This window comes from Lacinutrix sp. 5H-3-7-4, from assembly GCF_000211855.2.
Taxonomy (GTDB): Bacteria; Bacteroidota; Bacteroidia; order Flavobacteriales; family Flavobacteriaceae; genus Lacinutrix.
This window is the reverse complement of the sequence record NC_015638.1, coordinates 1,920,159-1,945,773: the sequence shown is the minus strand read 5'-3', so window position 1 is coordinate 1,945,773 and position 25,615 is coordinate 1,920,159. Positions and strand designations below refer to the sequence as shown.

Here is a 25,615-nt window from a genome sequence, read left to right as displayed (position 1 = left end):
TTGGTAATAACGGTTGAAAATTAATTAAACCATTATTTACCTTAAATTATATTAGCTTACTTACGAGAATATTCGATTAAGTGATAAAATTCTGTTAAAAAAACTTGTAAGAAAATACTATCGAATAAATAATCAACTATTCGACAAAAAACACACTAAAATATACCAAACCTCTAAAAAACAGAGATTTGTAATTTTAGCACAAAATAAATTAAACTAAAAGTTTAATATTGGCATAAGAGTTTTCAATAGCTTCTTCAATCTCTTTTTCCTTTAACCATGCTACTTTAGTTATGCCTTCATTTTCTTGAGGAAAAAGTTCGCCTTCAAAGTTGGTTTTCATTTTAAACCAATAAGTAATTTTAATTTTAAGCTTTCCGTTACGCTTAAATATATGATAAGTAGTTTGTAAAGGTTTTTCAATTTTAAGCCCAGAAACTCCAGTCTCTTCCTCTACTTCTCTAATTGCAGTTTCCTCTATAGTTTCTTTTTTTTCTGCTTTACCTTTTGGTAAATCCCATTTATTGTTTCTAAATATAAATAGTACTTCATTATTTTTATTGTAAACTTTTCCGCCTCCTGCAATAACATTAGGAAGTTTAGATAAAAACTTTTTTAAAATAGTATTTGGATTATGGTGTATTAGTCTAACAGATTCTATTTTCTTTTTAGATAGTGTATCTAATACAGCATCTATAGACACATCTTTAAGTAAGAAATTTTTAAAATTAGTTTCTTTCTCAATATTCGTGGTTAAAATTATAGGCTTATCGCCAACAAAAATACAATACATGGATAGTTTTAAGAGACTTTTAGGTTGATGTAAAAATATCATTTTTATTTTACGAAACTACATTCTAAAAAAATATTTTTTTGTTAATCATGTATGTTAAAAATTTAAATTAATGCTTATTTTTGCTACTATGATTTTTGATAAACACATCGCAAGACAAGCCGCAAAGGTTTTATTGCAAATAAACGCTATTAAATTACAACCTAACAATCCATTTACATGGGCATCTGGTTGGCAATCTCCAATTTATTGTGACAACCGCATAATTTTGTCCTTTCCTCCGATAAGAAATTATATTAGAGAAGAAATGGGTAAATTTATAGAAGCTCATTATGGTAAACCAGATGCTATTGCTGGTGTTGCAACAGGAGCAATAGGAATAGGTATGTTAGTAGCAGAATATTTGGGCTTACCATTTATTTATGTAAGACCAGAGGCTAAAGGTCATGGCAGGCAAAACCAAATTGAAGGTTTTATTGAAAGTGGGCAAAATGTAGTTGTGGTTGAAGATTTAATTAGCACAGGCAAAAGCAGCTTAAATGCTGTACGCGCCTTAAAAGAAGCCAATGTAAATGTAAAAGGCATGATAGCCATATTTACTTACGGTTTTGATGTTTCAAAAGAAAATTTTAAAGCAGAAAACATAGAATTACAAACATTAAGTAATTACGAAAATCTTTTAGATGAAGCTGTTGCAACTAACTATATTACAGAAGAGCAACTAAAAACATTATCACAATGGAATGCTAACCCAAGCGAATGGAACGCTTTTTGAAACCAACAAAGAAAATAATGTAATACTATTACATTTAATATATTAAAAAATACAATGAATTTAGAATCACAAAAAGTAACAGTACAAAAATCTGCCGAAGACACTTTTAACTATTTAAGCGACATTAAAAACTTTGAAAACTTAATGCCAGAAAACATAAGTAAATTTGAAGTTTTAGGCGAAGACAAGTTTTTATTTGCCTTAAAAGGTATGCCCGAAATTGTTTTAAAAAAGAAAGAAGCAGTTGAATATAGTAAAATAGTATTGGGTGCTGCAGGTGGAAAAATAGATTTTAGTTTAACTGGACATATAAATAGTATAGATGCCAATACCAGCGAAGTTCATTTAGTTTTTAATGGCGAGTTTAATGCTATGATGGCCATGATGATAAAAGGCCCAATAAGTAAATTTATAGATACTTTAGCTGTTAATATGCCTAAAGCAGTTTAATACATTAAAGTAATTTCGTTTAAAGCAAACTCTTTAATAATATTATCTTCTAATAATACGAGAAGGTTTCCCTTATTAGAAATGCCTTGTATAAAACCAGAAAATGTAGAACCTTCAATATTTTTAAATGTTGAAGGTTTATTTTTTCTAAATAAATTAGAATTATACTCTTTCATTAATGCCTTAGTCTCACCATTTTTAAGTTTTTTAAAATACAATTTTAATTGGCATAAAAACTTCTGAAGCACTTCATCTAAATCAAAATTAGCACCTACTAATAATTTCATAGAACTTGCTCTAGGCAAGTTTATAAATGTTGTTTGGTTTACGTTTAAACCAACACCAATTACAGAAGATACCAGTTTATTGTTTTTTATGACATTCTCTATTAAAATTCCAGCTATTTTTTTGTCTGCTGACAAAATGTCGTTAGGCCATTTTACTGTTAATTTAGGCACATTAAAACCTTGCAAAGTTTGCCTTAAAGCCAATGCAGTAATTAGGCTTAAAAAAAAGTTTTGTTCAAAATTTAAAAAAGAAACATCTTTAAACACGCTAAACGTAAGGTTTTCACCACGTGTTGTACTCCAAACATTACCCATTTGGCCTTTACCTTTTGTTTGCTCTTTGGCAACAACAACTGTAAAATCTTCAATAACATCTGCACTACTAATTTGTTTTAGAAAAGTATTTGTAGAATCGATGGCATCAAGTTTGATTATACGCATATAAATTGGTTATCTTCGTACTAATATATTTTATAAAATCTTTTAGATTTCATTTAGAGTATAAAGAACTAAAAAATAATAACTTTGCACAAATTTAAATCTAATTAATGGTTAAAAATCAAGTTAATGCTGATGCGCTTATAACTACAATTATTAGTGGCATAGAAGATGTAAAAGGAAAAGATATAAATATTCTCGATTTAAGAGATATAGAAAACACAGTTTGCGATTACTTTATAATATGTGAAGGTACATCTAACACTCAAGTTAATGCAATTGTAAGTGCTGTACAAAAAAAAGTAAGTAAAGAACTTAAAGACAAACCTTGGCATATTGAAGGTGAAGACAATGCAGAATGGGTTTTAATGGATTATGTAAATGTCGTAGTACATGTTTTTCAAAAACATATACGCGAATACTATGATATAGAAAGTCTTTGGGGAGACGCAAAAACAACAGTAATAGAATCAAAATTTTAAACCCATTTCATGGCAGAAAATAAAAAAAAGGACGCACCTAAAAAACCAAAATTCAATATGTATTGGTTATACGGTGCTATTATAGCAGCAATTATTGCGGCTCAAATATTTGGAAGCAGCGACACTACAGACGCTAATGAGATTAACACAAAAGAATTTTTTACCTATTTAGAAAATGGTGATATAAAAAGTTTTGATGTTGTTAGCAATACTAGAAAAGTAAAAGTTTTTTTAACAAAAGAAGCCGAAGAAACTGCTGCTCATAAAAACTCAGTACAAAAATCTATATCTTTTTTAAGTTCTAGAGCTCCAAACTATTATTACCAATTTGGTGACGAAACAATTTTTGAAAACGATTTCAAAAAAACTATAGAAGACAATAATCTTACTGTTGATTACGATTTCGATACAGAAAGTAGCGATTGGACAGATTTTTTAATTAGTCTTTTACCATTTGTACTTTTAATAGGTGTTTGGATTTTTATCATGAGACGTATGTCTGGTGGAGCTGGTGGAGGCGCTGGTGGTCAAATTTTTAATATTGGAAAATCTAAAGCCAAATTATTTGACGAAAAAACAGATGTAAAAACAACTTTTAAGGATGTTGCTGGTTTAGAAGGAGCGAAAGAAGAAGTACAAGAAATTGTAGATTTCCTTAAAAACCCAGAAAAATACACATCGCTTGGAGGTAAAATACCAAAAGGAGCATTATTAGTTGGACAACCAGGAACTGGAAAAACATTATTAGCAAAAGCAGTTGCAGGAGAAGCAAAAGTACCTTTCTTCTCACTATCTGGATCAGATTTTGTAGAAATGTTTGTAGGTGTTGGAGCTTCACGTGTAAGAGATTTATTTAAACAAGCTAAAGAAAAATCACCTTCTATTATATTTATAGATGAAATTGATGCCATTGGTCGTGCAAGAGGAAAAAACGCCATGTCTGGAAGTAATGACGAACGTGAAAACACCTTAAACCAACTTTTAACAGAAATGGATGGCTTTGGTACAAATACAAATGTAATTGTATTAGCAGCAACCAATAGAGCAGATATTTTAGATAAAGCATTAATGCGTGCTGGACGTTTTGATAGACAAATTTTTGTAGACTTACCAGACGTTAGAGAACGTAAAGAAATTTTTGAAGTACACCTAAGACCTTTAAAAAAGGCCGAAGGTTTAGATATCGAATTTTTATCTAAACAAACACCAGGTTTCTCTGGTGCAGATATTGCTAACGTATGTAACGAAGCAGCTTTAATTGCAGCAAGAAACGGAAAAAAAGCTGTTGATAAACAAGACTTTTTAGATGCGGTAGATAGAATTGTTGGTGGTTTAGAAAAGAAAAACAAAATAATAACTCCAGAAGAAAAACGTGCCGTTGCTTTTCATGAAGCTGGTCACGCAACCGTAAGCTGGATGTTAGAACACGCAGCACCATTAGTTAAAGTTACAATTGTACCTCGTGGGCAATCGTTAGGTGCAGCTTGGTACTTACCAGAAGAAAGATTAATAGTAAGACCAGAACAAATGCTTGACGAAATGTGTGCAGCACTTGGAGGTCGAGCTGCAGAAAAGGTGATTTTTAATAAAATCTCTACTGGAGCTTTAAGTGATTTAGAAAAAGTAACAAAACAAGCCAGAGCAATGGTAACTGTTTATGGACTTAGCGACAAGCTAGGAAATTTAACTTATTACGATTCGTCAGGACAAAATGAGCATGGCTTCTCAAAACCTTACAGTGAGCAAACAGCAGAACTTATAGATCAAGAAATCTCTGCAATAATAGAAAAACAGTACGATAGAGCTGTAAAATTACTGGAAGAGAATAAAGATAAATTAACAGAACTGGCAGAAGTTTTACTTGAAAAAGAAGTAATATTTAAAGACAATTTAGAAAAAATATTTGGAAAAAGAGCCTTTAAAAAAGATCATGTAATCTCTACTGAAGAAGAGTAAATAACATTAGTTCAATAATAAATAGAGTAAAAATCTCAAATTAACGGCTTAGTTAATTTGAGATTTTTTATATTTACGAAATTCCCTTTGAGTTTTTTGATAATAGCAATCCATAAATGAGTATATTTAGAAACATTTTTCGTTCTAAATCTAGTAAAGAGAAAGAAGAAATTAAAAATGACGAAAGAGGTAAATACATGCCTCAAGTTAAGCTACCAATAGATGAAAGTTTTACTATAAACTTTAAATCTAATGGAGGCAAATTCTTGTATTGCGAAAATTTTGACGAAATATTAGAAAATTTAAATGCTATTGTTAAAGAAAATGGCTGGTCAAATGAAGCTGCATATTTTTACGATAAAAATTTAGAGAGCCGCTTAAAGGAAAATGCGCTATTAACATCTAATAATCTTAGTGAATCTACTTTTTTTATTACAACTTGCGAAAACCTTATAGCTGATGATGGATCGCTGTTGATATCGTCAAATCAAATAGCCGAAAAAAAATTAGCCGAATTCCCACATAATTTTATTGTTTTTGCAACAACTAGTCAAATAGTTACAAATATAGGCGAAGGTTTACGCCAAATTAAAACTAAAAACAAGCAAAAACTTCCAACTAACATAACAACAATCAAGCATTTTAAAACAGTTGAGGAAAAAGATTTTTTAACCTATGGTAGTGCTTCAAAAAACCTATATTTGCTGCTTTTAGAAGATTTATAAGCAATGAAAGAAACTCTCACTAGATCACTTTCTGGTTTACTTTATATAACCCTTTTAGTTGGCTCACTATTTTTTCAGCACGCATTAATAATATTATTCTTTGTATTTGGTATTATTTGTCTAGCAGAATTTAAAAAGTTAATACAACTTAAAAGTATTTTACCATACGTAATCTTTACTATTCTATACTTTGTATTTGGATATTGGAGACTGTTTATGAACTCTTCTGTTGGACTTGACGAAGCAACGCAAATTTTACAAGTAGTTACTATATTTGTTCATTTACTTTTAATAAAAGATTTATTTTCAGAAAAAGTAATTCCTTTATTCGAATCTAAACGCTACATCCTTACAACATTTTACATCTCTAGTGCATTTATTTTTTTAATATTAATTTCTAATTACAAAAATGAATTCACTCCTAAGTTATTATTAGGTTCTTTTATTATTGTATGGGTAAACGATACATTTGCATATTTGGTAGGAAAAAACTTTGGTAAGCAAAAATTATTTCCAAGAATCTCTCCTAAAAAAACAGTTGAAGGTTTTCTTGGCGGGCTATTATTCTCTTGTATAGCGAGTTACTTTATATTTACTTTTACAAATACACTTACATTTAATAATTGGTTAGTACTTAGTGTTATAATTAGTGTAATTGGTACTCTTGGAGACTTAATAGAATCTAAGTTTAAAAGACAAGCAGGTGTAAAAGATAGTGGTGTAATTATGCCAGGTCACGGTGGTTTGTTAGACCGCTTTGATAGTATTATTTTTACAGCACCTTTTATTTATTTATTTTTAAGAATTTTACAATATGTTTCATAAAGAAGGACACAAAATAATTGTTATTACATTTATAATTGTAATAGGTTTATATCTAGTTGTAGATAGTTTTATAAACATACCTTGGCTACAGTATTTATTATTCGCTACTCTAGCTGTATTTTTATATTTAATACTTCAGTTTTTCAGAAATCCAAAACGTAACTTATTTAGTGGTAACCATGCCGTTGTTTCTCCTGTAGATGGTAAAGTAGTAGTTATAGAAGAAGTTTTTGAACCTGAATATTTTAAAGAAAAACGCTTACAAGTAAGTGTATTTATGTCTCCTCTAAATGTTCACGTTACAAGATATCCTATAGCAGGTAAAATAGAATATAGTAAATACCATCCTGGAAAGTACCTTGTAGCTTGGCACCCTAAAGCTAGTGAAGAAAACGAACGTACTACAGTTGTAGTTAATAGTGAAAGCTATGGCAAAGTTTTATATAGACAAATTGCTGGTGCTCTTGCTAAGCGTATTGTAAACTATGCTGTAGAAGGACAAAATGTTACCCAAGGAAGCGATTCTGGATTTATAAAATTTGGCTCTAGAGTAGATTTATATTTACCTTTAGATACTAATATTAAAGTTGAATTAAACCAAAAAGTACGTGGTGGCGAAAGTATAATTGCTGAAATGTAATACTTATGGACTCTAAAGAAATCGACATAGCTTTTAATGAAGCAGTAAACCGTATAAACGATCATACAGAACCTTTTCCTGCAGATTTTTTACTACGGCTATATGCTTATTATAAAAAAGCTACCAATAACTACGAACGTCCTAGTAGTCGTACACCAATAATTAATGCTTTTAAAACAAATGCTTTATTTCAAATACAAGGTATTACGGAAGATGAAGCAAAACAAACTTATATAGATCTAGTAAATAATTATTTTTTATATAGAAAATAGAAACACTACTTTCTATATAAAAACAATAACTTCTTTTTACCCTATATTTTATTAATCAATTACAAAATCTAATACGCCTCCAGTTGCTCCATTAGGAAAACTAATTCCTAATAATGCCGAAATTGTTGGCGCAATATCTGTAATTTCTGTTCTTAAATAAGTACTTCCTTTTTTTACACCTTTTCCATAAAACAATAAAGGTACATGTGTATCATAATTTAAACTTGAACCATGAGTAGATCCTGTTTTTGGGTAACTTATTACTGCTGGATCATTTACTAAAATAATATCACCAGAACGCTTTTGGTTATAACCATTTTGCAATAACATTTCTACTCCTTTAGTAAAATCTGCTTCTTGAAAAGTTGAAGATGCATAAACCTTATCTATATCTTTATAATTAATAAGCTCTTTAACTAGTGCTTTTTGAACTTCTTCTATTTTAATATTTGAACTGGCTAAGTTTTCCTTATTTAAAAATATTTGACTATTACTAATGTTTTCTATTAAGTTAGATGCTTTAAAAGTTTTAAACATAAAACTATCTAGTTTTTTTCTAAAGCCTTTTCTATCAAAATACCCAGATGGTATTTTGTTACTTTTTAAATAAGCAGGCACTTCTACTGCACCATGATCACTAGTTAAAAACACAGTATATTCTCCTGCTCCAACTTTAGTATCTAAAGCTTTAAATAAACGTTCTAAATCTTTATCAAGTCTAAGATAAGTATCTTGAATCTCTTTTGAGTTTACACCAAAATTGTGACCTATATAATCTGTACTAGAAAAACTTACCGCTAATACATCTGTAATAAAATCTTGCCCTAATTGCTCTCCATCTATTGCTGCAATAGCAAAATCTGTTACAATACTATTACCATATGGTGTTGCTTTAATTATATCGAAACCAGCATTATTATCTTTTAGTGCTGCTAAATCATAAGGAAAAACAGCTGTTTCTTTACCTTTAAAACCTGCTTCAAACGCATTTAAATCTGTACCACTTTCGGTATATGTAGATATATCATATAATGTATTCCATACTTTAATATAACTTTCTGCCGTATTAGATGTGTTAAAATCTTTTACCCATTTTGGTAAATTAGACATATAATATGTGCTTGTAATAAAATTACCTTCAGTTTTTCCTCTAAACCAATAAGCCGCATTAGCAGAATGTCCTGCTGGTAATATTGCACCACGATCTTTAATAGAAATACCAATGGTTTTTCCTTTCATTTGTGTAAATAATCTATTTTCGTCTGCAAATGTTGTAGTTTTCATTCTATGAGGAGACATACGCTCTCTATTTGTATCACTTCCTACAGCAGTAACACTTTTATCTCCTGCACAATACACAGTTTCTTTTGTAAATTTATTATACCAATTATTTGCTATAATACCATGATATTTTGGTGTTGTTCCTGTGTAAACTGATGCATGACCAGGACCTGTATAAGTTGGCACATAATTATAGTGATTGTTTTTACAGTTAAACCCATCATTAATTAAACGCTTAAATCCACCTTCACCATATTTTGCATAAAAACGTGTTATATAATCGTATCTCATTTGATCTACAACTATACCTACTACTAGTTTTGGCTGTGTGTTTATTGAAATATTATTAGGCTTATTATCATCTATTAACACTTTATCTTGTGCTTTACAGCTTGTAAATGACAGTACTACTAATAACGCTAAAAGAAATCTCATTTTATTATATTTTTTTAAGCTTTAAAAGTACATTTTTTACTTTATCTCAATATCAATTAATCGTTAAATTCACACATAAAATTTAAGTGCTCCAAAAATTGATTTTTATCAATGCAATAGTTTCTTTTTTAAAACGTAATTTTATATTTAAAATGGCATTAGATTTTTATACATTAGCATTATAAATTTAGATATGCAGTACCTACACAATATTGGCTCTTATTTTTTAATGATTGTAGAGATGTTTAGAAAGCCTACCAAATGGTCGGTAATGAAACAACTTATATTAAAAGATATAGACGATTTAATAATAGGGTCTTTAGGCATTGTAGCTTTTATTGCTTTTTTTGTTGGTGGCGTTATCACCATTCAAACAGCACTAAATATAGACAATCCTTTAATTCCTAAATACCTTGTTGGCTTTGCTACAAGGCAATCTATAATTTTAGAATTTGCACCTACTTTTATTTCAATAATTATGGCTGGTAAAGTTGGTTCGTTTATAACTTCTAGTATTGGAACTATGCGTGTTACCGAACAAATTGATGCTCTTGAAGTTATGGGAATTAACTCTATAAACTATTTAGTGTTTCCTAAATTTGTGGCGATGATGCTGTATCCTTTTGTAATATCTATAGCTATGTTTTTAGGCATATTTGGCGGACTTACAGCCTGTGTTTTAGGCGGCTACTCTTCTGTAGAAGACTTTATTACTGGTGTACAAATAGATTTAATACCTTTTCATGTTGCTTATGCCTTTATAAAAACTATAATTTTTGCTTTTATTTTAGCGACTATTCCATCTTATCATGGTTATTTTATGAAAGGTGGAGCTCTAGAGGTTGGTGAAGCCAGTACCACATCGTTTGTTTGGACAAGTGTTGCTATTATATTATTAAATTATTTACTAACCCAAATGCTACTAAGCTAATGATTGAAGTTAAAAACTTAGAGAAATCTTTTGGAGACGCACATATTTTAAAAGGTATTAGCGCAACGTTTGAAGAAGGCAAAACTAACTTAATTATTGGAACTAGTGGTTCTGGTAAAACTGTTTTTTTAAAATGCCTTTTAGGTCTTTTTAATTATGAAAAAGGTAGCATAGAATATAACGGTGAAATATTTTCTAATTTAACCGAAGACAAAAAAAGAGATATGCGCGCCCAAATAGGAATGGTTTTTCAAGGTAGTGCTTTGTTTGACTCTATGACTATTGAAGAAAATGTAATGTTTCCGCTTCGTATGTTTACAAAAATGAAAAAAGCCGAAATGAAAGAACGTGCTGATTTTGTTTTAAAAAGAGTAAATCTAGAAGATGCACATAACAAAATGCCTAGTGAAGCTTCTGGTGGTATGCAAAAGCGTGTTGCTATTGCAAGAGCTATTGTTAATAAACCAAAGTATTTATTTTGTGATGAACCTAACTCTGGTTTAGACCCAAAAACTGCAATTGTAATAGATAATTTAATAAAAGAAATTACCGAAGAATATAATATAACAACTGTTATAAATACTCACGACATGAACTCTGTAATGGAAATTGGTGAAAAAATTATATTTCTAAGAAACGGATTAAAAGAATGGGAAGGTACTAAGCATAATATATTTAAAACCGATAACGAAATTGTTACCGATTTTGTTTACTCTTCAAACTTATTTAAAAAAGTTAGAGAATCTTTAAATAGTTAAGTTTAGTTTCGGCTTATAAAAATAGTATCAGACTTTACTTCCTTTTTAAGCCATTGACTAAGCTCTTTTTCTTTTACAGTTCTTAAACTGTCGTTTAAACTTTTACTCCAAGTTACTCTAGCTACAGATACAGTATCTATTCTAATAAAATCTTTAGATTCTAACATTTTAGCAAAACTAAAATACTCTAAGTCTTTAAATAATATTTTAGCGTCTTTAGCAATTGTGGTAAACGAAAATTGAGACTTACCATTACTACTTTCTAACTCTAAATTTAATTTATTAATATTTGCCTGAAGTTCTTCAATTTCTTTTTGAAGTCCCGAAATCACATTATCACTTCTATCTAAATCTTTATAAGCACGATCTAAAGATTCTGATAAGCGATCAACACTTCTTGTTTTATTTGCATTAATTATTAAATCAAAATCTTTAATATTTCCGTAGTCATCACCTTTTTTTAATTCATTTTCTAAGTCTGTAATAGTAGCCTCAGATATTTCTCCATAAAAATATACGTTAATTCTTTTATTTTCTCTATCTAAAACAGGATCTCTATTTAACCATAAACTCTCATTTGCTCTAATTTCATTTGCAACAAAGTTGTTAAAATCTCTTTCAAATCTGCTTTCTTGCAACACATCATAAAATGTCATAGATGCAGGAATCATTACTATAATGGCTATTAAAGAGGCAAACCTAGCAATACGTTTTCTTTTTGCAGAATTTGCATATTTAAGCATTGGAAAACGTAATATTTTTAAAACTAAAAATGTTGCAAGAGCAATAAAAATGGTATTAATTGTAAATAAATACATTGCTCCTCTAAAATACAACCAGTTCCCTTTTGCTAAACCATAACCTGCTGTACATAATGGTGGCATTAATGCTGTTGCTATAGCAACACCAAATATTACTGAAGCTATTGTACCTCTTTTAGTTCTAGCTATTATTAATGCCGAACCACCAAAAAATGCAATTAAAACATCTCTAATATCTGGTCGTACACGACCCAAAAGTTCTGATGTATCTTCACTTAAAGGAAAGAAATAAAAGAATAAAAATGCTGCTAGTAAACTTAAACCAATCATGGTTGCCAAGTTTATTAATGAGCGTTTTAATGTATCTATATCGTTTATTGCAATTGCTAATCCTATACCTAAAATTGGTCCCATTAATGGTGAAATTAACATGGCTCCAATTACTACTGCTGGAGAATCTGCATTTAAACCTATAGAGGCTACAAATATAGAGCAAACTAAAATCCAGGCTGTTGCGCCTTTAAAAGGAATATCTGCCTTGATAGCTTCTATTGTTGCATCGCGGTCTGTATCATGCCTAAAGTCTAATAATTCTTTAAAGAATTTTTTTATACTTTCATAAAAGTTTAAAGCATCTTTTTTTACAGTTTCTTTAGACTGCTTTACTGCTTCATCTTTTATTTCAGACTCATTTTTCTGTGTATCTTCAGAGAAATTGAACTTATTTTCTTCGCTCATATAATTTTATAGTAAATCGTATTACCCGTAGTGCTCACCAAATTTTTCTTTTACTTGCTTTAGCACTACTTTAATATCTTGTTCTTTTGTTTTTGGAAATATAAGTAAAACTTCATCTTTATCAACTATTATATAATCTTGTAAGCCATCAACAACTACAATTTTATCTGTTTTTGTTCTAATCATATTTCCAGAAGCGTCTTCTACTAGAGTTCTGGCATTTACAATAGCATTTTTGTTTTGGTCTTTATCTAATTTATCATACAAACTTCCCCAAGTACCAAGATCATTCCAATCGAAAGTTGCTGGTAATACAAATACATTTTTAGATTTTTCCATTATGGCATAGTCTACAGATATGTTTTCGGCTTTACCATAGTTATCACGTATAAATTCGTCTTCAAGATCTGTATTATAAACATTTATTCCACTTTTAAAAAGCTCAAACAATCCTGGCTGATTATTTTTAAATGCGGTTATAACACTTTTAGCACTCCACATAAAAATTCCTGCATTCCATAAAAAATTTCCTTGTGCTATAAAACTTTTTGCTGTTTCGTAATCTGGCTTTTCTCTAAATTGATTTACGTTTTTAATTGGTGTTGTAGCATCTTTATTATATTCTATATAACCATATCCTGTGTTTGGAAATGTAGGTTTTATACCTAATGTCATTAAAGCATCGTTGTTTTCACAATAATTAAAAGCTTGTTCTACATTATTTGTAAAAGCGTCTTCATCTTCTATCCAATGGTCACTTGGTGCCACAATCATTACGGCGTCTGGGTTTTCTTTTTCAATTTTCATTGCAGCGTATAAAATACAAGGTGCAGTATTACGCATTGCTGGTTCTAAAACAACTTGTCTTTTTGATACACTTGGTAGTTGCTCTAAAACTAAATCGTTATAACGCTCGTTTGTTAAAATAAAAATATTTTCTTCTGGAATTAAACTTGTTAAACGGTTAAATGTTTTTTGAATTAATGTTTCTCCTGTACCAAGCATATCATGAAACTGCTTAGGAAAATCTTGAGTACTTACTGGCCAAAAACGAGAACCAACGCCACCAGCCATTAAAATTGCGTAATAATTTTTGTTTTTTTTCATCTGTTTTGTGACCCTGCTAATACAGGTAGTTTTTTAATTTAATAACATTTTTTAGAATACAATTTTAGGCTACATATACAATATTCACCTAATTTGTTCTTAAATATATAAAATATCTTTTTCTATTTACGCTATTTTGATGTTGTAGATTATATTTTTTCTATTTCTGCATTGGCATTAAACAAATACATTTTTCCTGTAGAAACCTCTATACACTCGTAGCGTTTAACTCTTTTGTTTCCTTTTTTAAATATTCTATTGTTTCTAAATTTAAAAATGGTCCCAATTGGTATTTCAAAAATATAGTTTTTATCATTAGGTGCATCAAATTGTTTTAGTGCTCTCGCAAGATCAACATCTGTATCACTACTTGCCTTTGGGTTTTTAAAGTGTTTTGCTAAAAGTGGTAGAATTTCTTTAGGAAACATTTCTGGATTTATAAATGGCAGCATTAAATGCTGAAATGTATATTTCCATTCTTTACCGTGAGGTTTTATTAATTTCCCATAATTATTATAAGCTTCAAAATGTGCTATTTCATGTATAAGCGTAATTAAAAAACGGTATTTATTTAGCGTGTTATTTATTGTAATTTGGTGCTTACCATTAGGCAACATTCTATAATCTCCATGTCTTGTTTTACGTTCCTTTTTTACTAAAACAACTAAACTATCATGTTTTAAAAGCTCTATTACTTTTGGTACTGCTTGAACTGGAATATATTTTTGAAATGTGCTTTGCATTAAGGCTAAAATAATAAATGTCTTTTATTTTTATTAATAATTACTACATGTTATTTACTAATATCTATGTGCTTTTGTAATACTAAAAAAAATCCCAAAACCTTTAGTTTTGGGATTTTTTTAGTATTACTGTATTAAATAATGTTATTACATTCGTTCTGGTACTGTAATCCCTAATAAGATAAATGCATTTTTTATAGTATTGGATACTGCTTGAGAAAGCTGGATTCTAAAATTCTTATCTGTTTGGTTATCTGCTCCAAGAATAGAAACATTTTGATAGAATGAATTAAAATCTTTCACCAACTCGTAAGTATAATTAGCTACTAATGCTGGACTATGATTTTCGGCTGCATTTTGAATAACTTCTGGAAAGACCTGAAGTTGTTTTATTAAGGTTTTTTCTTTTTCATGTAATTTAAAACTACTTTCAATTGCATTTAAAGACACTGTCCCATTAGCTTTGGCTTTACGTAAAATAGATTGTATTCTAGCGTAAGTATACTGAATAAATGGACCTGTATTGCCTTGAAAATCTATTGACTCCTTTGGATCAAAAAGAATACGCTTTTTGGGATCCACCTTTAATATATAATATTTAAGTGCGCCTAAACCTATGGTTTTATATAGTGTATTTTTTTCTTCTTCGTTATAGCTATCAAGTTTGCCTAATTCTTCAGAGATTGTTTGTGCTGTTTCTGCCATGTCTGTTATTAAATCATCTGCATCAACCACTGTTCCTTCTCTACTTTTCATTTTTCCGCTAGGTAAATCTACCATACCATAACTTAAATGAAATAGATTTTTAGCCCAATCGAAACCTAATTTTTTTAATATTAAAAATAAAACCTGAAAGTGATAATCTTGTTCATTACCAACGGTATAAACCATACCATCAATATCTGGAAAATCTTTTACACGTTGTATAGCGGTACCAATATCTTGAGTCATGTAAACTGCTGTTCCATCACTTCTTAGTACAATTTTTTCATCTAAACCATCGCTAGTTAAATCACACCAAACAGAACCATCTTCTTTTTTAAAAAACACACCTGTTTTTAAACCTTCAGCTATAAATTCTTTTCCTAACAAATAGGTTTGACTTTCGTAATATAATTTATCAAAATTAACTCCAATATTTTCATAGGTAGCATTAAAACCTTTATAAACCCATTGGTTCATTTTTTCCCAAAGAGCAACAACTTCTGGTTCTCCAGCTTCCCATTGTTGTAGCATTTGTTGTGCTTCAATTAAAATTGGTGCTTTCTTTTTAGCTTCTTCTTCGGTTTTACCTTCAGCTTTTAAAGTTTCAATTTCTTTTTTGTACTCTTGATCAAACTTTACGTAATAGTTACCTACAAGTTTATCTCCTTTTAATCCTGTAGATTCTGGAGTTTCATTATTACCAAAACGTTTCCATGCTAACATACTTTTACAAATATGTATTCCTCGGTCGTTAATAATTTGGGTTTTATATACTTTTTTTCCTGATGCCTTTATAATTTCTGAAACACTATAACCCAACAATACATTACGCACGTGACCTAAGTGTAAAGGTTTATTTGTATTTGGTGAAGAGTATTCGACCATTACAGCACTAGTACTATCTGGCGTTTTATAACCAAATTTATTATCAGCTTTTATCTCATTAAAAAAAGAAATATAATATGCATCTTCTATTTCTATATTTAAAAAACCTTTTACTACATTAAATGCTTTTACAACCTCTACATTTTCTATCAGGTATTGACCAATTGTTTCTCCTATTTGTACTGGGTTTCCTTTTACAACACGTAGCATTGGAAATACGACTACAGTAATATCTCCTGCAAACTCTTTTCTAGTGGCTTGAAATTCTACTGTTTCTAAATTCGCTTGGTAAGTAGTTTTTAGCGCTTGTTTTACATGATGTGATAAAGTGTCTTGCAAATTCATTTATAGTTGTTTTTTTAGACGGACAAAGATAGTATTTATCTTGTTAAATGTTAACATTTAAAACAAAGGAAAACAGACCAATATTATTTTATCTATTAAACAAAATTTTAATATTTAAATTAAAAAATGCAGTATTAATAATTATTTATTTTCTTTTTTGAACTTGATATAAAACAACTCACAACTAATTAATTAACAGAAAATTACCTGTAATTATCCTTCACAAGTGCATTTTAACGAAAAACCGAGTGATTTCCTACAGCAAATCAACTTTATCGGTATATTGCACTTGTGTAATATGGGCTTCTCAATTCAACTAATTTATTGACTTTAAATCCTATAAATTAGTTTATTTAAGGTCTTTTTTGAATTTTTGTTGCTACGCTAATTAACTATTTTTTTTAACTCAAAACTAATAATGTTTGAATCCCTTGTAATTAAAAAATTACATGCTTTCGAGAACTCTAGTTTTAACATAAGTTATAACTAGTATGCAAAGATTGATTGTTCTTTTTTGCTTAATTATTTTTTGTTCTGGTCACTCACAAAGTGATGAGCTAGAAAGTCTTATGCTGGATTTAACCTTTCAAGAGAATGATACTACAAAAGTTAATACGTCTTTAAAAATTATTAAAATTTTATACGACACGCAAGATTATGATCGTGCTTTAAAATTTGTTAGAAAAACCGAAGAAATATCTGAAGCATTAAATTACCAAAAAGGTGTTGCTAATGTTATTTATTATAAAGCTTTAATTTATAATAAAAAAGACGATTATATAAACGCTTTAAACCAATACAAAAGAGCAAAATCTCTATTCACTACATTACAAGACACTATTTCTATAGCCAAAGTTAATAGCCAATTAGGCGTTATAGAAATAGAACGTGGTCATTACAATACTGGTTTAAAATATGCGCTTTCTGGAATTAAAATTTTAGAACAAAAACAATTAAACAGCGAACTTTCTAGTACTTATAAAAGCTTAGCTAAAGCATACCAAAATAACGGATCTATTGAAAAAGCTATAGACTACAATTTAAAAAGTTTAGAAATCGAAGAACTTACAAACGATAAAAATGGCTTAATTATTTCTAACAAAAATCTGGCTCAACTTTATTTAAAAAAAGAAGACTACAATAAAGCTATTAGATATTTTGAAAATGCGCTTAATTATGCTAATGGAAATAATTTAGAACTTAAAGCAGAAATTCTTCCAGAATTAGGTGGCGCTTATATAAAAAATGAAAATTATAAAATAGCTGCAGATAATTTAGCTGAAGCCATAAAACTTAATAGAAGCTTAAATAAGACTAATGGCATATTAATGTCTTTAAACAATTTAGGAGAATTAAATTATTTAAAGAAAAACTTTAGAACTGCCGAAAACCAATTATTAGAGGCAGGAAAAATTGGACGATCATCAAATAACAAAGTCGCTTTACTGCAAAATTACAGGTTAATGAAATCTCTTGATTCTACTAAAGGTGATTTTGAAAGTGCTTTTGCTTGGCAAAGAGAGTATTTTAAAATTAAAAATAGCCTTGATGCCGAGAAAATACAATTTAAGCCTGTTGTTGAAGAACCTGAAATTATAGAAGAAGTTTTAACCGCTAATAATAACTCTATTATAGTTAATCAACCCACAGAAGGTATGGTTAACAAAAAAAGCTTAGACAGACTTAAACTAGTATTCTATGCTTTATTAGCAGCATTTGCAGTAGTATTGGTTTTCTTTGTACTTTTTTACATGAAACGTAAAGGTCGTGTTAAATACACAAGAGATTTAGAAGCTAAAAACAAAAAAATAGAATTACAAAACGAAGCCATACTTGAGCAGAGTAAACATCTAGAAAGTATTAATAAGGTTAAAGACAAATTATTTTCTATTGTTTCTCATGATTTAAAAGATTCTTTAACTTCTACAAAAGGTTTTATTGATTTATTAAAGGAAGGCCAATTATCTCAAGAAGAGTTTCATAATTTATTACCAGAATTAAGTGAGAACGCTAATAATGCATCACTATTACTTTTTAATTTACTTAACTGGTCTAAATCGCAAATGCAGTCTTTAGAGCCAAAACCATCATTATTTGATGTACAGGAAGTATTTTTAGATAAAATAAAACTTGTAGAACAAAAAATGCAAATTAAAGGCATTTTACTAATAGACAATACACTAAGAGATTTTGTTTATGCAGACAGAAGCATGATAGAAATTGTTATACAAAATTTACTAGCTAATGCCGTTAAGTTTTGTAGAACAGGAGACACAATTAAAATATCTAATACTATAAGTAATGGAAATGCTATTATTAGTGTTTCAGACACTGGTATTGGTATATCTATAGAAAACCAAAACAAACTTTTTAACAGTAGCACTTTCTCTACTATTGGCACTAGCAATGAAAAAGGAACTGGTTTAGGCTTAACTATTTGTAAAGAATTAATAGAGTTAAACGAAGGCCGAATTTGGGTTGATAGTGAAATAAATAAAGGAAGCACCTTTTTTGTGGAGCTTCCTAAAACTAGAGTTCAAAATCCAGTAAACACTTGAACTACACCTTCGGTAGAAATACCTCAGCCATCATACAGCGAGCGCTTCCACCTCCACAAGTTTCAATAGTTTCTAGAGAGCTTGAAAGTATTTCACAATGATTTTCTATTAATTTCACTTGTGCCGGAGATAAAGCATCATGTGCTGCTTGACTCATTACTAAATAAAGCTTATTATCTTTACCTCTAACTTGTAACATGTTTCCTGCAAAATTATGCATTTGCGCTTCAGTAATTCTTATAACTTCTTTTCCATCATCCTGAAGATTTTTTATAACGTTTTTACGTTCTTTTTTGTCGTCTATAGAATCTAAACAAATAACAGCAAAAGTTTCTGCAAGACACATCATCACATTAGTATGATATATTGGCATACGTTTACCATCTACTGTTTGGTTTGCAGTAAAAACAATTGGTGTATACTCAAAATCTTCACAAAACTCTATAAATAAAGTTTCGTCTGCTCTTGGTGATAATGCACAGTATGCTTTACTATTTACGCGATCTAATAATAAACTTCCTGTTCCTTCTAAAAAAACATGTTCTTCTTCAGCTTCAGTATAATCTATTATATTATTTATTTTAAAACCTTCTTTTTCAAGACGAGTAAAAACTTCTTCACGACGTTCTCTTCTTCTGTTTTCTGCAAACATTGGGTATAAACCTACGTTACCATTTTCATGAAAACTTACCCAGTTGTTTGGGAATATAGAGTCTGGAGTATCTAGTAACTTATCATCATCTTCAACAATAACATTTATACCAACAGCTCTCAATTTTTCAACAAAAGCATCAAACTCTTCTTGAGCTTTTGTATTTATTTCGGCATTTTTAAGCTCTAAATCTTCTTGGAAATAGTTATTTACTGCTGTTTGTTCGTTCATTCTAAACTGAACTGGACGAATCATTAAAATGGTATTTGTTGTTTGTTTCATATTCAATTTTTTCACAAAAGTAATTGAAATTTATGTTCAATTATTAATATTTCATTTTAATTAAATACAAAAACTAAAAATAGTAATTACTTCCATTTTATATTGCAGCCTATACTAGGTTTTTGGTTTTCTAAAGGTGCTTTATTGTTTAATATAGCTTCTATTGCAGCTTTTAAATCTTCTCCCGTTAGTGGTATATTATTTCCAGGTCTAGAATTATCTAATTGCCCATGATAGGTTGTTTTTAAAGCTGCATCAAAAACATAAAAATCTGGAGTGCAAGCAGCGTCATAGCTTTTTGCTGTTTCCTGACTTTCGTCATACAAATAAGGAAATGGATAATCTAAATCTAAAGCAACCTGCTTCATTAATTCTGGACTATCTTGTGGATAATTATCTACATCGTTACTACTAATTGCAATAAAATTTACACCTTTATTTTTATATGTATTAGCAAGGTTTACAATTTTTTGGTTCACGTGCAATACAAAAGGACAATGATTACATATAAACATAATAACGGTAGCTAAATCACCTTTTAAGTCTTGTAATTCTAAGGTTTTTCCTGAAACTACATCTGGTAAAGTAAAATTTGGTGCCAATGTTCCGTTTTTAAAACTATTAGATTCTGTTAATGCCATTATATAAAGTGTTTTATAAAAAAAATAAAATTAGATAAAAAGCTACGGCAATTAAATATTTACTTACTAATTTTTTCATAAAATGTTAAACCTCAATAATCAACCTATAAATTATAGGTGTTTTAGCATAATTTCTATCAAATAATTTGAAAAACAAGAAAATTATTACGTTATTGACAAGGATTAATAGCAACCCTTAATATTTTCCCTTAAAATGAAGTATTCCCTTGTACTCCTTTTTTCTGTATTCTCGTATGTCTCATTCTCTCAAAACTTTAGTAATGATAGCCAATTACAAGTTACGCGTTACAAACTACAGCCTGAAGAATTAAATTTACAGCAAGATATAAATGCCGAAAAAATAAATTTAAAAATTTACTATTTAAAAGATTCGAGTATTGTTGAAGATTATCATTTTTTCAACCCAAAGACTAACGAAATTTTGTTTTTCTACGGAATGGATACAGAAAACAACAAATCTGAAATGTTTTTTAAAGCCGATGACAACTTAAAAAGCATTTACAAAAAGAAAGATTTTGAACAGCTTATAAAAGTTGTTGAAATATTAGAATATAATGTATTCCCAACTGAAGTATTTTCTAGTGCCGAAGCCTATGTTGCTTTAGAGCAGATATAAGATATTACTAAAAAAGCCTGAAAAACATTAATATTTTTCAGGCTTTTTTATAACTTAAATTATATTTTATGGTGTAGAATTAGACACCTGTAATAGTTTGCCGTTATAATATTTGTTTCCATTTAATGAAAAATCTAGAATATAATTAGCCATTTCTAATGCTGTAGTTGGTGCTTGATAACCAGGAAATGCTTCTTCTAGCATTTCGGTTTGTACTGCGCCTAAAGCTAAAGCATTAAAACTTGGTCCTGTTTCTTTGTATTCTTCAGCTAACAACTCTGTAAGTGTTACTACTGCACCTTTACTTGAACTATAAGCTGCTAATCCTGGAAACTTAACACTGCCTTGAACGCCACCCATAGAACTTATTGTAACTACATGGCTTTCTTTTTTCATGTAAGGAATTACTGTACGTGTCATTTCTGCTACCCCAAATACATTTGTTCTATAAACATACTCAAAGTCTTCCATTGTTGTTTCGGCAAATGGTTTGTTTAATAAAGTACCTGCGTTATTAATTAAAACATCAACCTGTTTCCATTCGGTTTTAATAAATTCTTCAACCTGTTTATAGTCTTCGGTTTTACCTAAATCAAAAGAAAAAGATTCTATATTATCAAAGTTTAAATTACTCACTTTTTGCTCGTTTCGAGATAGAGCTAAAACATTGTGACCTTGATTTGCAAAAAGGTGAACAAGTTCAAAACCTATACCTCTACTTGTTCCTGTTATTATTATATTTTTAGTTTTCATTCATTTTTATTTCTTGTGATGGTGTATTAGCCATTTCTTGAATTACAGGTGCTAATTTGTTTATTAAACTAGCCATAAAATTATAATCTAATTTATCTACCTCATCATCAACGTGATGGTAAAAATCAAAATTAGTTAAATCGCAAGACGATACAGTGTGGCTTGGCACTTTAAAAGCTTGGTAAAAAGCATAATTGTCTGATCTTTTAAACAATCCATATTTTTTAGAAACACTTGATGCTCCTATAAGTTTCTCGCCTGCATAACTATTCATTTTCTCTCCTAAGTTAGACAGTTCGTGTCCTGTAATAAATGCTTGATAGTCTCTGTCTTTAAATGGTACACCAATCATTTCAATATTAATCATTGTATATAAATTAATATTTTTTTCTTTTAGTCTTTCGGCTAAGTGTTTAGAACCTAGCAACCCTTTTTCTTCTGCTGTGAATGTTGTAAAAATTATACTTCTTTTGTTTGTTTTTTCTTTTGCAAAATATTTTGCTAGAAACAACACACCACTTGTACCTGCTGCGTTATCGTTTGCTCCATTTGCAATAGTATCACCATTTACATCTTTTGCTGTACCAATATGGTCGTAATGCGCTCCAATAATTATAAACTCGTTTTTTAGTTTGGCATCTGTACCTTCTAGATACCCTACAACATTATAAGCATCCATATTTTCTACTTTAAAATTATCTCTATAAGTTTCAAAATATGGTTCTACGCCAAACGATTTAAACTGTGTTTCTATATAGTTTGCTGCTTCATTAATTCCTTCTGTGCCTGTATCTCTTCCTTGTAAATCATCAGATGCTAAAAAAGAAACAACTTCTTTTATTTCTAACGCGTTTACAAAATCTTTTTTTATTTCTTCTGCTTTAGTAATGGTTTCACCCTTGTTAACAGTAGTACTTTTGTTGTTATTTTGTGCTGTACCACAACCTATTAATAAAGTTAAAGCACTTAAAATTGTTAGTGTTTTCATATTATATTTTGTTTGAAGTTTAAAGATAAAAAAACCTGATTCAAAATCTATTGAATCAGGTTTATTATTATATAAAGTTCCTTTTAGCAAAAGGTTTTTTTACACTAACATAGTTACTGGATTTTCTACAAAACCTTTTAGGGTTTGCAAAAACTGAGCTCCTGTAGCTCCATCTACTGTTCTATGATCGCATGCTAGAGTAAGTTTCATTGTATTACCTGCTACAACTTGACCGTTTTTAACTACTGGCTTTGCAACTATAGCTCCAACTGAAAGTATCGCTGAGTTTGGTTGATTTATAATAGATGTAAAGCTTTCTATACCAAACATACCTAAGTTTGAAATAGTAAATGTGCTACCTTCCATTTCGGCTGGAGTTAATTTTTTTGCTCTTGCACGTTTTGCATAATCTCTAACTTCTCCTCCAATTTGAGGTAAACTTTGCTCATTAGCAAATTTTACAACTGGTACTACTAAACCTTCGTCTACTGCAACAGCAACACCAATGTGTACGTGATTATTTGTTCTAATTTTATCACTAAACCATTGTGAGTTAACTTGTGGATGTTGGCGTAATGCTAGCGCACACGCTTTAATAATCATATCATTATAAGATATTTTTACATCTGGTAATGAATTATACTGTGCTCTAAAGGCAATGGCATTTTCCATATCAAACTCCACATTTAAATAGTAATGCGGTGCTGTAAATTTAGATTCTCCTAAACGTTTAGCAATAACTTTACGCATTTGCGAGTTAGATTTCTCATCAAAATCTTCTTGTCCTGTTGGCACAAACTTAGCTGCTGATGCAGAAGATGCTACAGATGTTGTAAAGTTTTCTATATCACGTTTTACAATTCTTCCGTTTTCACCAGAACCTTTTACTTGGTTAAGTTGTATGCCTTTTTCGTCTGCCATCTTTTTAGCTAATGGAGATACAAAAATTCTTTGTGAACTAGAATTATTGTTTGACGTTGATACCTCCTTTTTAGGTGCTTCAGTTTTAGCTGCAGCTTTAGGAGCATCTTCTTTTTTTGTTTGTTTTGGTGCTTCTACTTTTTTCTCTTTAGGTGCACTATCACTACCTCCAACTTTAAAGTTTTTAGCAATTGACGATACGTCTGTTCCTGCAGGACCAATTATAGCTAACAAAGCATCTACTTTGGCTGATTCTCCTTCTTGTAATCCTATATGTAATAAATTACCTGATTGGAAAGATTCAAACTCCATTGTAGCTTTATCTGTTTCAATTTCGGCTAAAATATCTCCTTCTTCAACTTCATCACCAACATTTTTTAGCCACGTTGCAACAGTTCCTTCTTCCATAGTATCACTTAAACGTGGCATTGTTACTACGGTTACACCTTCTGGTAAATCTTGGGTTTCTGTATTTGTTTCTTCGTTAGTATCTTGGCTTTCTTCTTTAGACGTTTTATTTGAGGTATCTTCAGTTTTTTCAGAAGAAGACTCATTTGTTTTATCATCTTGAGAATCGCCATTAAGCAAACCTGAAATATCTTCACCTTCTTCACCAATTATAGCTAAAAGCGAATCTACTTTTGCAGTTTCTCCTTCTTGAATTCCAATATGAAGCAAAGTACCTTCGTTAAAAGACTCAAACTCCATTGTTGCTTTATCTGTTTCAATTTCGGCTAAAATGTCTCCTTCTTCAATTTTATCTCCTACATTTTTTAACCAAGAAGCTACAGTACCTTCTTCCATCGTGTCGCTTAATCGCGGCATGTTAATAATTTCTGCCATGGCTTACTTTATTTTATGATCTATAAAAGGATAATCTTCTTGCTCGTATACGGCGTCGTACATTACATTTTTTTCTGGGTATGGAGATTCTTCTGCAAATTTCTCACACTCTGAAACTAAATTTTTAACGCGTTTATCTATTTCCTTTAACTCATCTTCGGTAGCGTATTTTTTATCTAAAATAACTTCTTTAACCTGAGTAATAGGATCTATTTTTTTGTATTCGTTTACTTCGTCTTTTGTTCTATAGTGTTGCGCATCAGACATTGAGTGTCCTCTATATCTATATGTTTTTAACTCAAGAAAAGTTGGTCCACCACCAGAACGTGCTCTAGAAATAGCTTCATCAAAAGCTTCGGCTACTTTAACTGGGTTCATACCATCTACTGGTCCGCATGGCATTTCGTACCCTAAACCTAGTTTCCAGATATCTGTATGGTTTGCTGTTCTTTCAACACTAGTTCCCATAGCATATCCATTGTTTTCACAAACAAAAACTACAGGAAGATTCCATAACATTGCTAAGTTAAATGTTTCATGTAAAGAACCTTGTCTTGCAGCTCCATCACCAAAACAGCAAATAGTTACAGCGTCTTTATCGTGGTATTTATCACCAAATGCAATACCAGCTCCTAAGGGAATTTGACCACCAACAATACCATGACCTCCGTAAAAACGGTGCTCTTTTGAGAAAATATGCATAGAGCCACCTAAACCTTTAGATGTACCTGTGGCTTTACCGTATAATTCTGCCATAACACGTTTTGGGTCTACACCCATACCAATTGGTTGTACGTGATTACGATATGCGGTAATCATTTTATCTTTTGTTAAGTCCATTGCATGTAAAGCTCCTGCTAATACTGCTTCTTGACCATTATACAAGTGAAGAAATCCTCTTACTTTTTGTTGGATATAAACTGCGGCAAGTTTGTCTTCAAACTTTCTCCAGAAATACATGTCTTCGTACCATTTTAGGTACACTTCTTTAGTTACTTTTTGCATATT

Annotated in this window: 25 protein-coding genes; 12 read left to right on the top strand and 13 right to left on the bottom strand. The window is 30.1% G+C overall.

Annotation, left to right across the window (positions count from 1 at the left end; translation table 11 throughout):
• Positions 1-211: 211 nt before the first annotated feature.
• Positions 212-793, bottom strand: coding sequence for an NUDIX hydrolase (locus LACAL_RS08610; protein ID WP_013870337.1), 582 nt, complete (start codon positions 791-793; stop codon positions 212-214).
• Positions 794-923: 130 nt separating this feature from the next.
• Between LACAL_RS08610 and pyrE the strand changes: the two genes are divergently transcribed.
• The gene (gene pyrE, locus LACAL_RS08605) at positions 924-1,568 is read left to right on the top strand and encodes an orotate phosphoribosyltransferase (RefSeq protein WP_041301858.1); all 645 of its coding nucleotides are present in this window, start codon (positions 924-926) and stop codon (positions 1,566-1,568) included.
• A gap of 54 nt (positions 1,569-1,622) precedes the next feature.
• The gene (locus LACAL_RS08600) at positions 1,623-2,018 is read left to right on the top strand and encodes a hypothetical protein (protein ID WP_013870335.1); all 396 of its coding nucleotides are present in this window, start codon (positions 1,623-1,625) and stop codon (positions 2,016-2,018) included.
• On the opposite strand, the gene LACAL_RS08595 is transcribed toward LACAL_RS08600, so the two are convergent.
• The gene (locus LACAL_RS08595) at positions 2,015-2,746 is read right to left on the bottom strand and encodes a biotin--[acetyl-CoA-carboxylase] ligase (RefSeq protein ID WP_013870334.1); all 732 of its coding nucleotides are present in this window, start codon (positions 2,744-2,746) and stop codon (positions 2,015-2,017) included. The two genes, LACAL_RS08600 and LACAL_RS08595, sit on opposite strands and share 4 nt — an antisense overlap.
• A 107-nt stretch (positions 2,747-2,853) precedes the next feature.
• Between LACAL_RS08595 and rsfS the strand changes: the two genes are divergently transcribed.
• The 6 genes from rsfS (at position 2,854) to LACAL_RS08565 (ending at position 7,643) form a co-directional block, all read left to right on the top strand.
• Positions 2,854-3,225, top strand: coding sequence for a ribosome silencing factor (gene rsfS, locus LACAL_RS08590; protein ID WP_013870333.1), 372 nt, complete (start codon positions 2,854-2,856; stop codon positions 3,223-3,225).
• A gap of 9 nt (positions 3,226-3,234) precedes the next feature.
• The gene (ftsH, locus tag LACAL_RS08585; RefSeq protein WP_013870332.1) at positions 3,235-5,181 is read left to right on the top strand and encodes an ATP-dependent zinc metalloprotease FtsH; all 1,947 of its coding nucleotides are present in this window, start codon (positions 3,235-3,237) and stop codon (positions 5,179-5,181) included.
• Positions 5,182-5,297: 116 nt separating this feature from the next.
• Positions 5,298-5,906, top strand: a complete 609-nt coding sequence (locus LACAL_RS08580) for an LUD domain-containing protein (RefSeq protein WP_013870331.1) — start codon at positions 5,298-5,300, stop codon at positions 5,904-5,906.
• 3 nt (positions 5,907-5,909) lie between these two features.
• Positions 5,910-6,731: a phosphatidate cytidylyltransferase gene (locus LACAL_RS08575; RefSeq protein WP_013870330.1), complete on the top strand. Its 822-nt coding sequence runs from the start codon at positions 5,910-5,912 to the stop codon at positions 6,729-6,731.
• Positions 6,721-7,371 carry a phosphatidylserine decarboxylase family protein gene (locus LACAL_RS08570; protein ID WP_013870329.1) on the top strand — a complete coding sequence of 217 codons (651 nt, stop codon included), beginning with the start codon at positions 6,721-6,723 and terminating at the stop codon, positions 7,369-7,371. Before LACAL_RS08575 ends, LACAL_RS08570 begins: the two co-directional genes overlap by 11 nt.
• A 5-nt stretch (positions 7,372-7,376) precedes the next feature.
• Entirely contained in the window at positions 7,377-7,643 is a 267-nt protein-coding gene (locus tag LACAL_RS08565) for an acyl-CoA-binding protein (RefSeq protein ID WP_013870328.1), read from the top strand.
• Between the two features lie 51 nt (positions 7,644-7,694).
• Here LACAL_RS08565 and pafA read toward each other — a convergent pair whose 3' ends face one another.
• Positions 7,695-9,359: an alkaline phosphatase PafA gene (gene pafA / locus LACAL_RS08560; RefSeq protein WP_013870327.1), complete on the bottom strand. Its 1,665-nt coding sequence runs from the start codon at positions 9,357-9,359 to the stop codon at positions 7,695-7,697.
• A gap of 193 nt (positions 9,360-9,552) precedes the next feature.
• Between pafA and LACAL_RS08555 the strand changes: the two genes are divergently transcribed.
• Positions 9,553-10,290: an ABC transporter permease gene (locus LACAL_RS08555; protein WP_013870326.1), complete on the top strand. Its 738-nt coding sequence runs from the start codon at positions 9,553-9,555 to the stop codon at positions 10,288-10,290.
• Positions 10,290-11,048 (top strand): ABC transporter ATP-binding protein, encoded by a 759-nt coding sequence (locus LACAL_RS08550; protein WP_013870325.1) that lies wholly within the window; start codon positions 10,290-10,292, stop codon positions 11,046-11,048. The genes LACAL_RS08555 and LACAL_RS08550 overlap by 1 nt, the downstream gene beginning before the upstream one ends.
• Positions 11,049-11,050: 2 nt before the next feature.
• Here LACAL_RS08550 and LACAL_RS08545 read toward each other — a convergent pair whose 3' ends face one another.
• The 4 genes from LACAL_RS08545 to argS form a co-directional block, all read right to left on the bottom strand.
• Positions 11,051-12,547 carry a DUF389 domain-containing protein gene (locus tag LACAL_RS08545; RefSeq protein ID WP_013870324.1) on the bottom strand — a complete coding sequence of 499 codons (1,497 nt, stop codon included), beginning with the start codon at positions 12,545-12,547 and terminating at the stop codon, positions 11,051-11,053.
• A gap of 21 nt (positions 12,548-12,568) precedes the next feature.
• Positions 12,569-13,654: a mannose-1-phosphate guanylyltransferase gene (locus LACAL_RS08540; RefSeq protein WP_013870323.1), complete on the bottom strand. Its 1,086-nt coding sequence runs from the start codon at positions 13,652-13,654 to the stop codon at positions 12,569-12,571.
• Between the two features lie 149 nt (positions 13,655-13,803).
• A complete protein-coding gene (locus LACAL_RS08535; protein WP_013870322.1) occupies positions 13,804-14,397 on the bottom strand; it encodes a SprT-like domain-containing protein in 594 nt (197 codons plus the stop codon).
• A gap of 147 nt (positions 14,398-14,544) precedes the next feature.
• Positions 14,545-16,332, bottom strand: coding sequence for an arginine--tRNA ligase (gene argS, locus LACAL_RS08530; protein ID WP_013870321.1), 1,788 nt, complete (start codon positions 16,330-16,332; stop codon positions 14,545-14,547).
• Between the two features lie 491 nt (positions 16,333-16,823).
• On the opposite strand from argS, the gene LACAL_RS08525 reads away from it, so the two are divergent.
• Positions 16,824-18,890 (top strand): ATP-binding protein, encoded by a 2,067-nt coding sequence (locus LACAL_RS08525; protein ID WP_013870320.1) that lies wholly within the window; start codon positions 16,824-16,826, stop codon positions 18,888-18,890.
• Between the two features lies 1 nt (position 18,891).
• Here LACAL_RS08525 and ctlX read toward each other — a convergent pair whose 3' ends face one another.
• Entirely contained in the window at positions 18,892-19,824 is a 933-nt protein-coding gene (gene ctlX / locus LACAL_RS08520; RefSeq protein ID WP_013870319.1) for a citrulline utilization hydrolase CtlX, read from the bottom strand.
• A gap of 86 nt (positions 19,825-19,910) precedes the next feature.
• Positions 19,911-20,465, bottom strand: coding sequence for a thioredoxin family protein (locus LACAL_RS08515; protein WP_013870318.1), 555 nt, complete (start codon positions 20,463-20,465; stop codon positions 19,911-19,913).
• Positions 20,466-20,679: 214 nt separating this feature from the next.
• Here LACAL_RS08515 and LACAL_RS08510 point away from each other — a divergent pair, with 214 nt between their 5' ends.
• A complete protein-coding gene (locus LACAL_RS08510; protein WP_013870317.1) occupies positions 20,680-21,102 on the top strand; it encodes a hypothetical protein in 423 nt (140 codons plus the stop codon).
• Positions 21,103-21,168: 66 nt separating this feature from the next.
• On the opposite strand, the gene LACAL_RS08505 is transcribed toward LACAL_RS08510, so the two are convergent.
• The 4 genes from LACAL_RS08505 to pdhA all read right to left on the bottom strand — a co-directional run bounded on the left by LACAL_RS08505 (position 21,169) and on the right by pdhA (position 25,612).
• Entirely contained in the window at positions 21,169-21,855 is a 687-nt protein-coding gene (locus LACAL_RS08505) for an SDR family oxidoreductase (protein ID WP_013870316.1), read from the bottom strand.
• Positions 21,845-22,843 carry a M20/M25/M40 family metallo-hydrolase gene (locus LACAL_RS08500; RefSeq protein WP_041301852.1) on the bottom strand — a complete coding sequence of 333 codons (999 nt, stop codon included), beginning with the start codon at positions 22,841-22,843 and terminating at the stop codon, positions 21,845-21,847. Before LACAL_RS08500 ends, LACAL_RS08505 begins: the two co-directional genes overlap by 11 nt.
• Positions 22,844-22,942: 99 nt before the next feature.
• A complete protein-coding gene (locus tag LACAL_RS08495) occupies positions 22,943-24,607 on the bottom strand; it encodes a pyruvate dehydrogenase complex dihydrolipoamide acetyltransferase (RefSeq protein WP_013870314.1) in 1,665 nt (554 codons plus the stop codon).
• A 3-nt stretch (positions 24,608-24,610) separates the two neighbouring features.
• Positions 24,611-25,612, bottom strand: coding sequence for a pyruvate dehydrogenase (acetyl-transferring) E1 component subunit alpha (pdhA, locus tag LACAL_RS08490; protein WP_013870313.1), 1,002 nt, complete (start codon positions 25,610-25,612; stop codon positions 24,611-24,613).
• Positions 25,613-25,615 lie beyond the last annotated feature (3 nt).

Coding starts and splice junctions, on each gene's coding strand:
- LACAL_RS08610 (WP_013870337.1), bottom strand. CDS start 793: ATGTATTGTATTTTTGTTGGCGATAAGCCTATAATTTTAACCACGAAT.
- pyrE (WP_041301858.1), top strand. CDS start 924: ATGATTTTTGATAAACACATCGCAAGACAAGCCGCAAAGGTTTTATTG.
- LACAL_RS08600 (WP_013870335.1), top strand. CDS start 1,623: ATGAATTTAGAATCACAAAAAGTAACAGTACAAAAATCTGCCGAAGAC.
- LACAL_RS08595 (WP_013870334.1), bottom strand. CDS start 2,746: ATGCGTATAATCAAACTTGATGCCATCGATTCTACAAATACTTTTCTA.
- rsfS (WP_013870333.1), top strand. CDS start 2,854: ATGGTTAAAAATCAAGTTAATGCTGATGCGCTTATAACTACAATTATT.
- ftsH (WP_013870332.1), top strand. CDS start 3,235: ATGGCAGAAAATAAAAAAAAGGACGCACCTAAAAAACCAAAATTCAAT.
- LACAL_RS08580 (WP_013870331.1), top strand. CDS start 5,298: ATGAGTATATTTAGAAACATTTTTCGTTCTAAATCTAGTAAAGAGAAA.
- LACAL_RS08575 (WP_013870330.1), top strand. CDS start 5,910: ATGAAAGAAACTCTCACTAGATCACTTTCTGGTTTACTTTATATAACC.
- LACAL_RS08570 (WP_013870329.1), top strand. CDS start 6,721: ATGTTTCATAAAGAAGGACACAAAATAATTGTTATTACATTTATAATT.
- LACAL_RS08565 (WP_013870328.1), top strand. CDS start 7,377: ATGGACTCTAAAGAAATCGACATAGCTTTTAATGAAGCAGTAAACCGT.
- pafA (WP_013870327.1), bottom strand. CDS start 9,359: ATGAGATTTCTTTTAGCGTTATTAGTAGTACTGTCATTTACAAGCTGT.
- LACAL_RS08555 (WP_013870326.1), top strand. CDS start 9,553: ATGCAGTACCTACACAATATTGGCTCTTATTTTTTAATGATTGTAGAG.
- LACAL_RS08550 (WP_013870325.1), top strand. CDS start 10,290: ATGATTGAAGTTAAAAACTTAGAGAAATCTTTTGGAGACGCACATATT.
- LACAL_RS08545 (WP_013870324.1), bottom strand. CDS start 12,547: ATGAGCGAAGAAAATAAGTTCAATTTCTCTGAAGATACACAGAAAAAT.
- LACAL_RS08540 (WP_013870323.1), bottom strand. CDS start 13,654: ATGAAAAAAAACAAAAATTATTACGCAATTTTAATGGCTGGTGGCGTT.
- LACAL_RS08535 (WP_013870322.1), bottom strand. CDS start 14,397: ATGCAAAGCACATTTCAAAAATATATTCCAGTTCAAGCAGTACCAAAA.
- argS (WP_013870321.1), bottom strand. CDS start 16,332: ATGAATTTGCAAGACACTTTATCACATCATGTAAAACAAGCGCTAAAA.
- LACAL_RS08525 (WP_013870320.1), top strand. CDS start 16,824: ATGCAAAGATTGATTGTTCTTTTTTGCTTAATTATTTTTTGTTCTGGT.
- ctlX (WP_013870319.1), bottom strand. CDS start 19,824: ATGAAACAAACAACAAATACCATTTTAATGATTCGTCCAGTTCAGTTT.
- LACAL_RS08515 (WP_013870318.1), bottom strand. CDS start 20,465: ATGGCATTAACAGAATCTAATAGTTTTAAAAACGGAACATTGGCACCA.
- LACAL_RS08510 (WP_013870317.1), top strand. CDS start 20,680: ATGAAGTATTCCCTTGTACTCCTTTTTTCTGTATTCTCGTATGTCTCA.
- LACAL_RS08505 (WP_013870316.1), bottom strand. CDS start 21,855: ATGAAAACTAAAAATATAATAATAACAGGAACAAGTAGAGGTATAGGT.
- LACAL_RS08500 (WP_041301852.1), bottom strand. CDS start 22,843: ATGAAAACACTAACAATTTTAAGTGCTTTAACTTTATTAATAGGTTGT.
- LACAL_RS08495 (WP_013870314.1), bottom strand. CDS start 24,607: ATGGCAGAAATTATTAACATGCCGCGATTAAGCGACACGATGGAAGAA.
- pdhA (WP_013870313.1), bottom strand. CDS start 25,612: ATGCAAAAAGTAACTAAAGAAGTGTACCTAAAATGGTACGAAGACATG.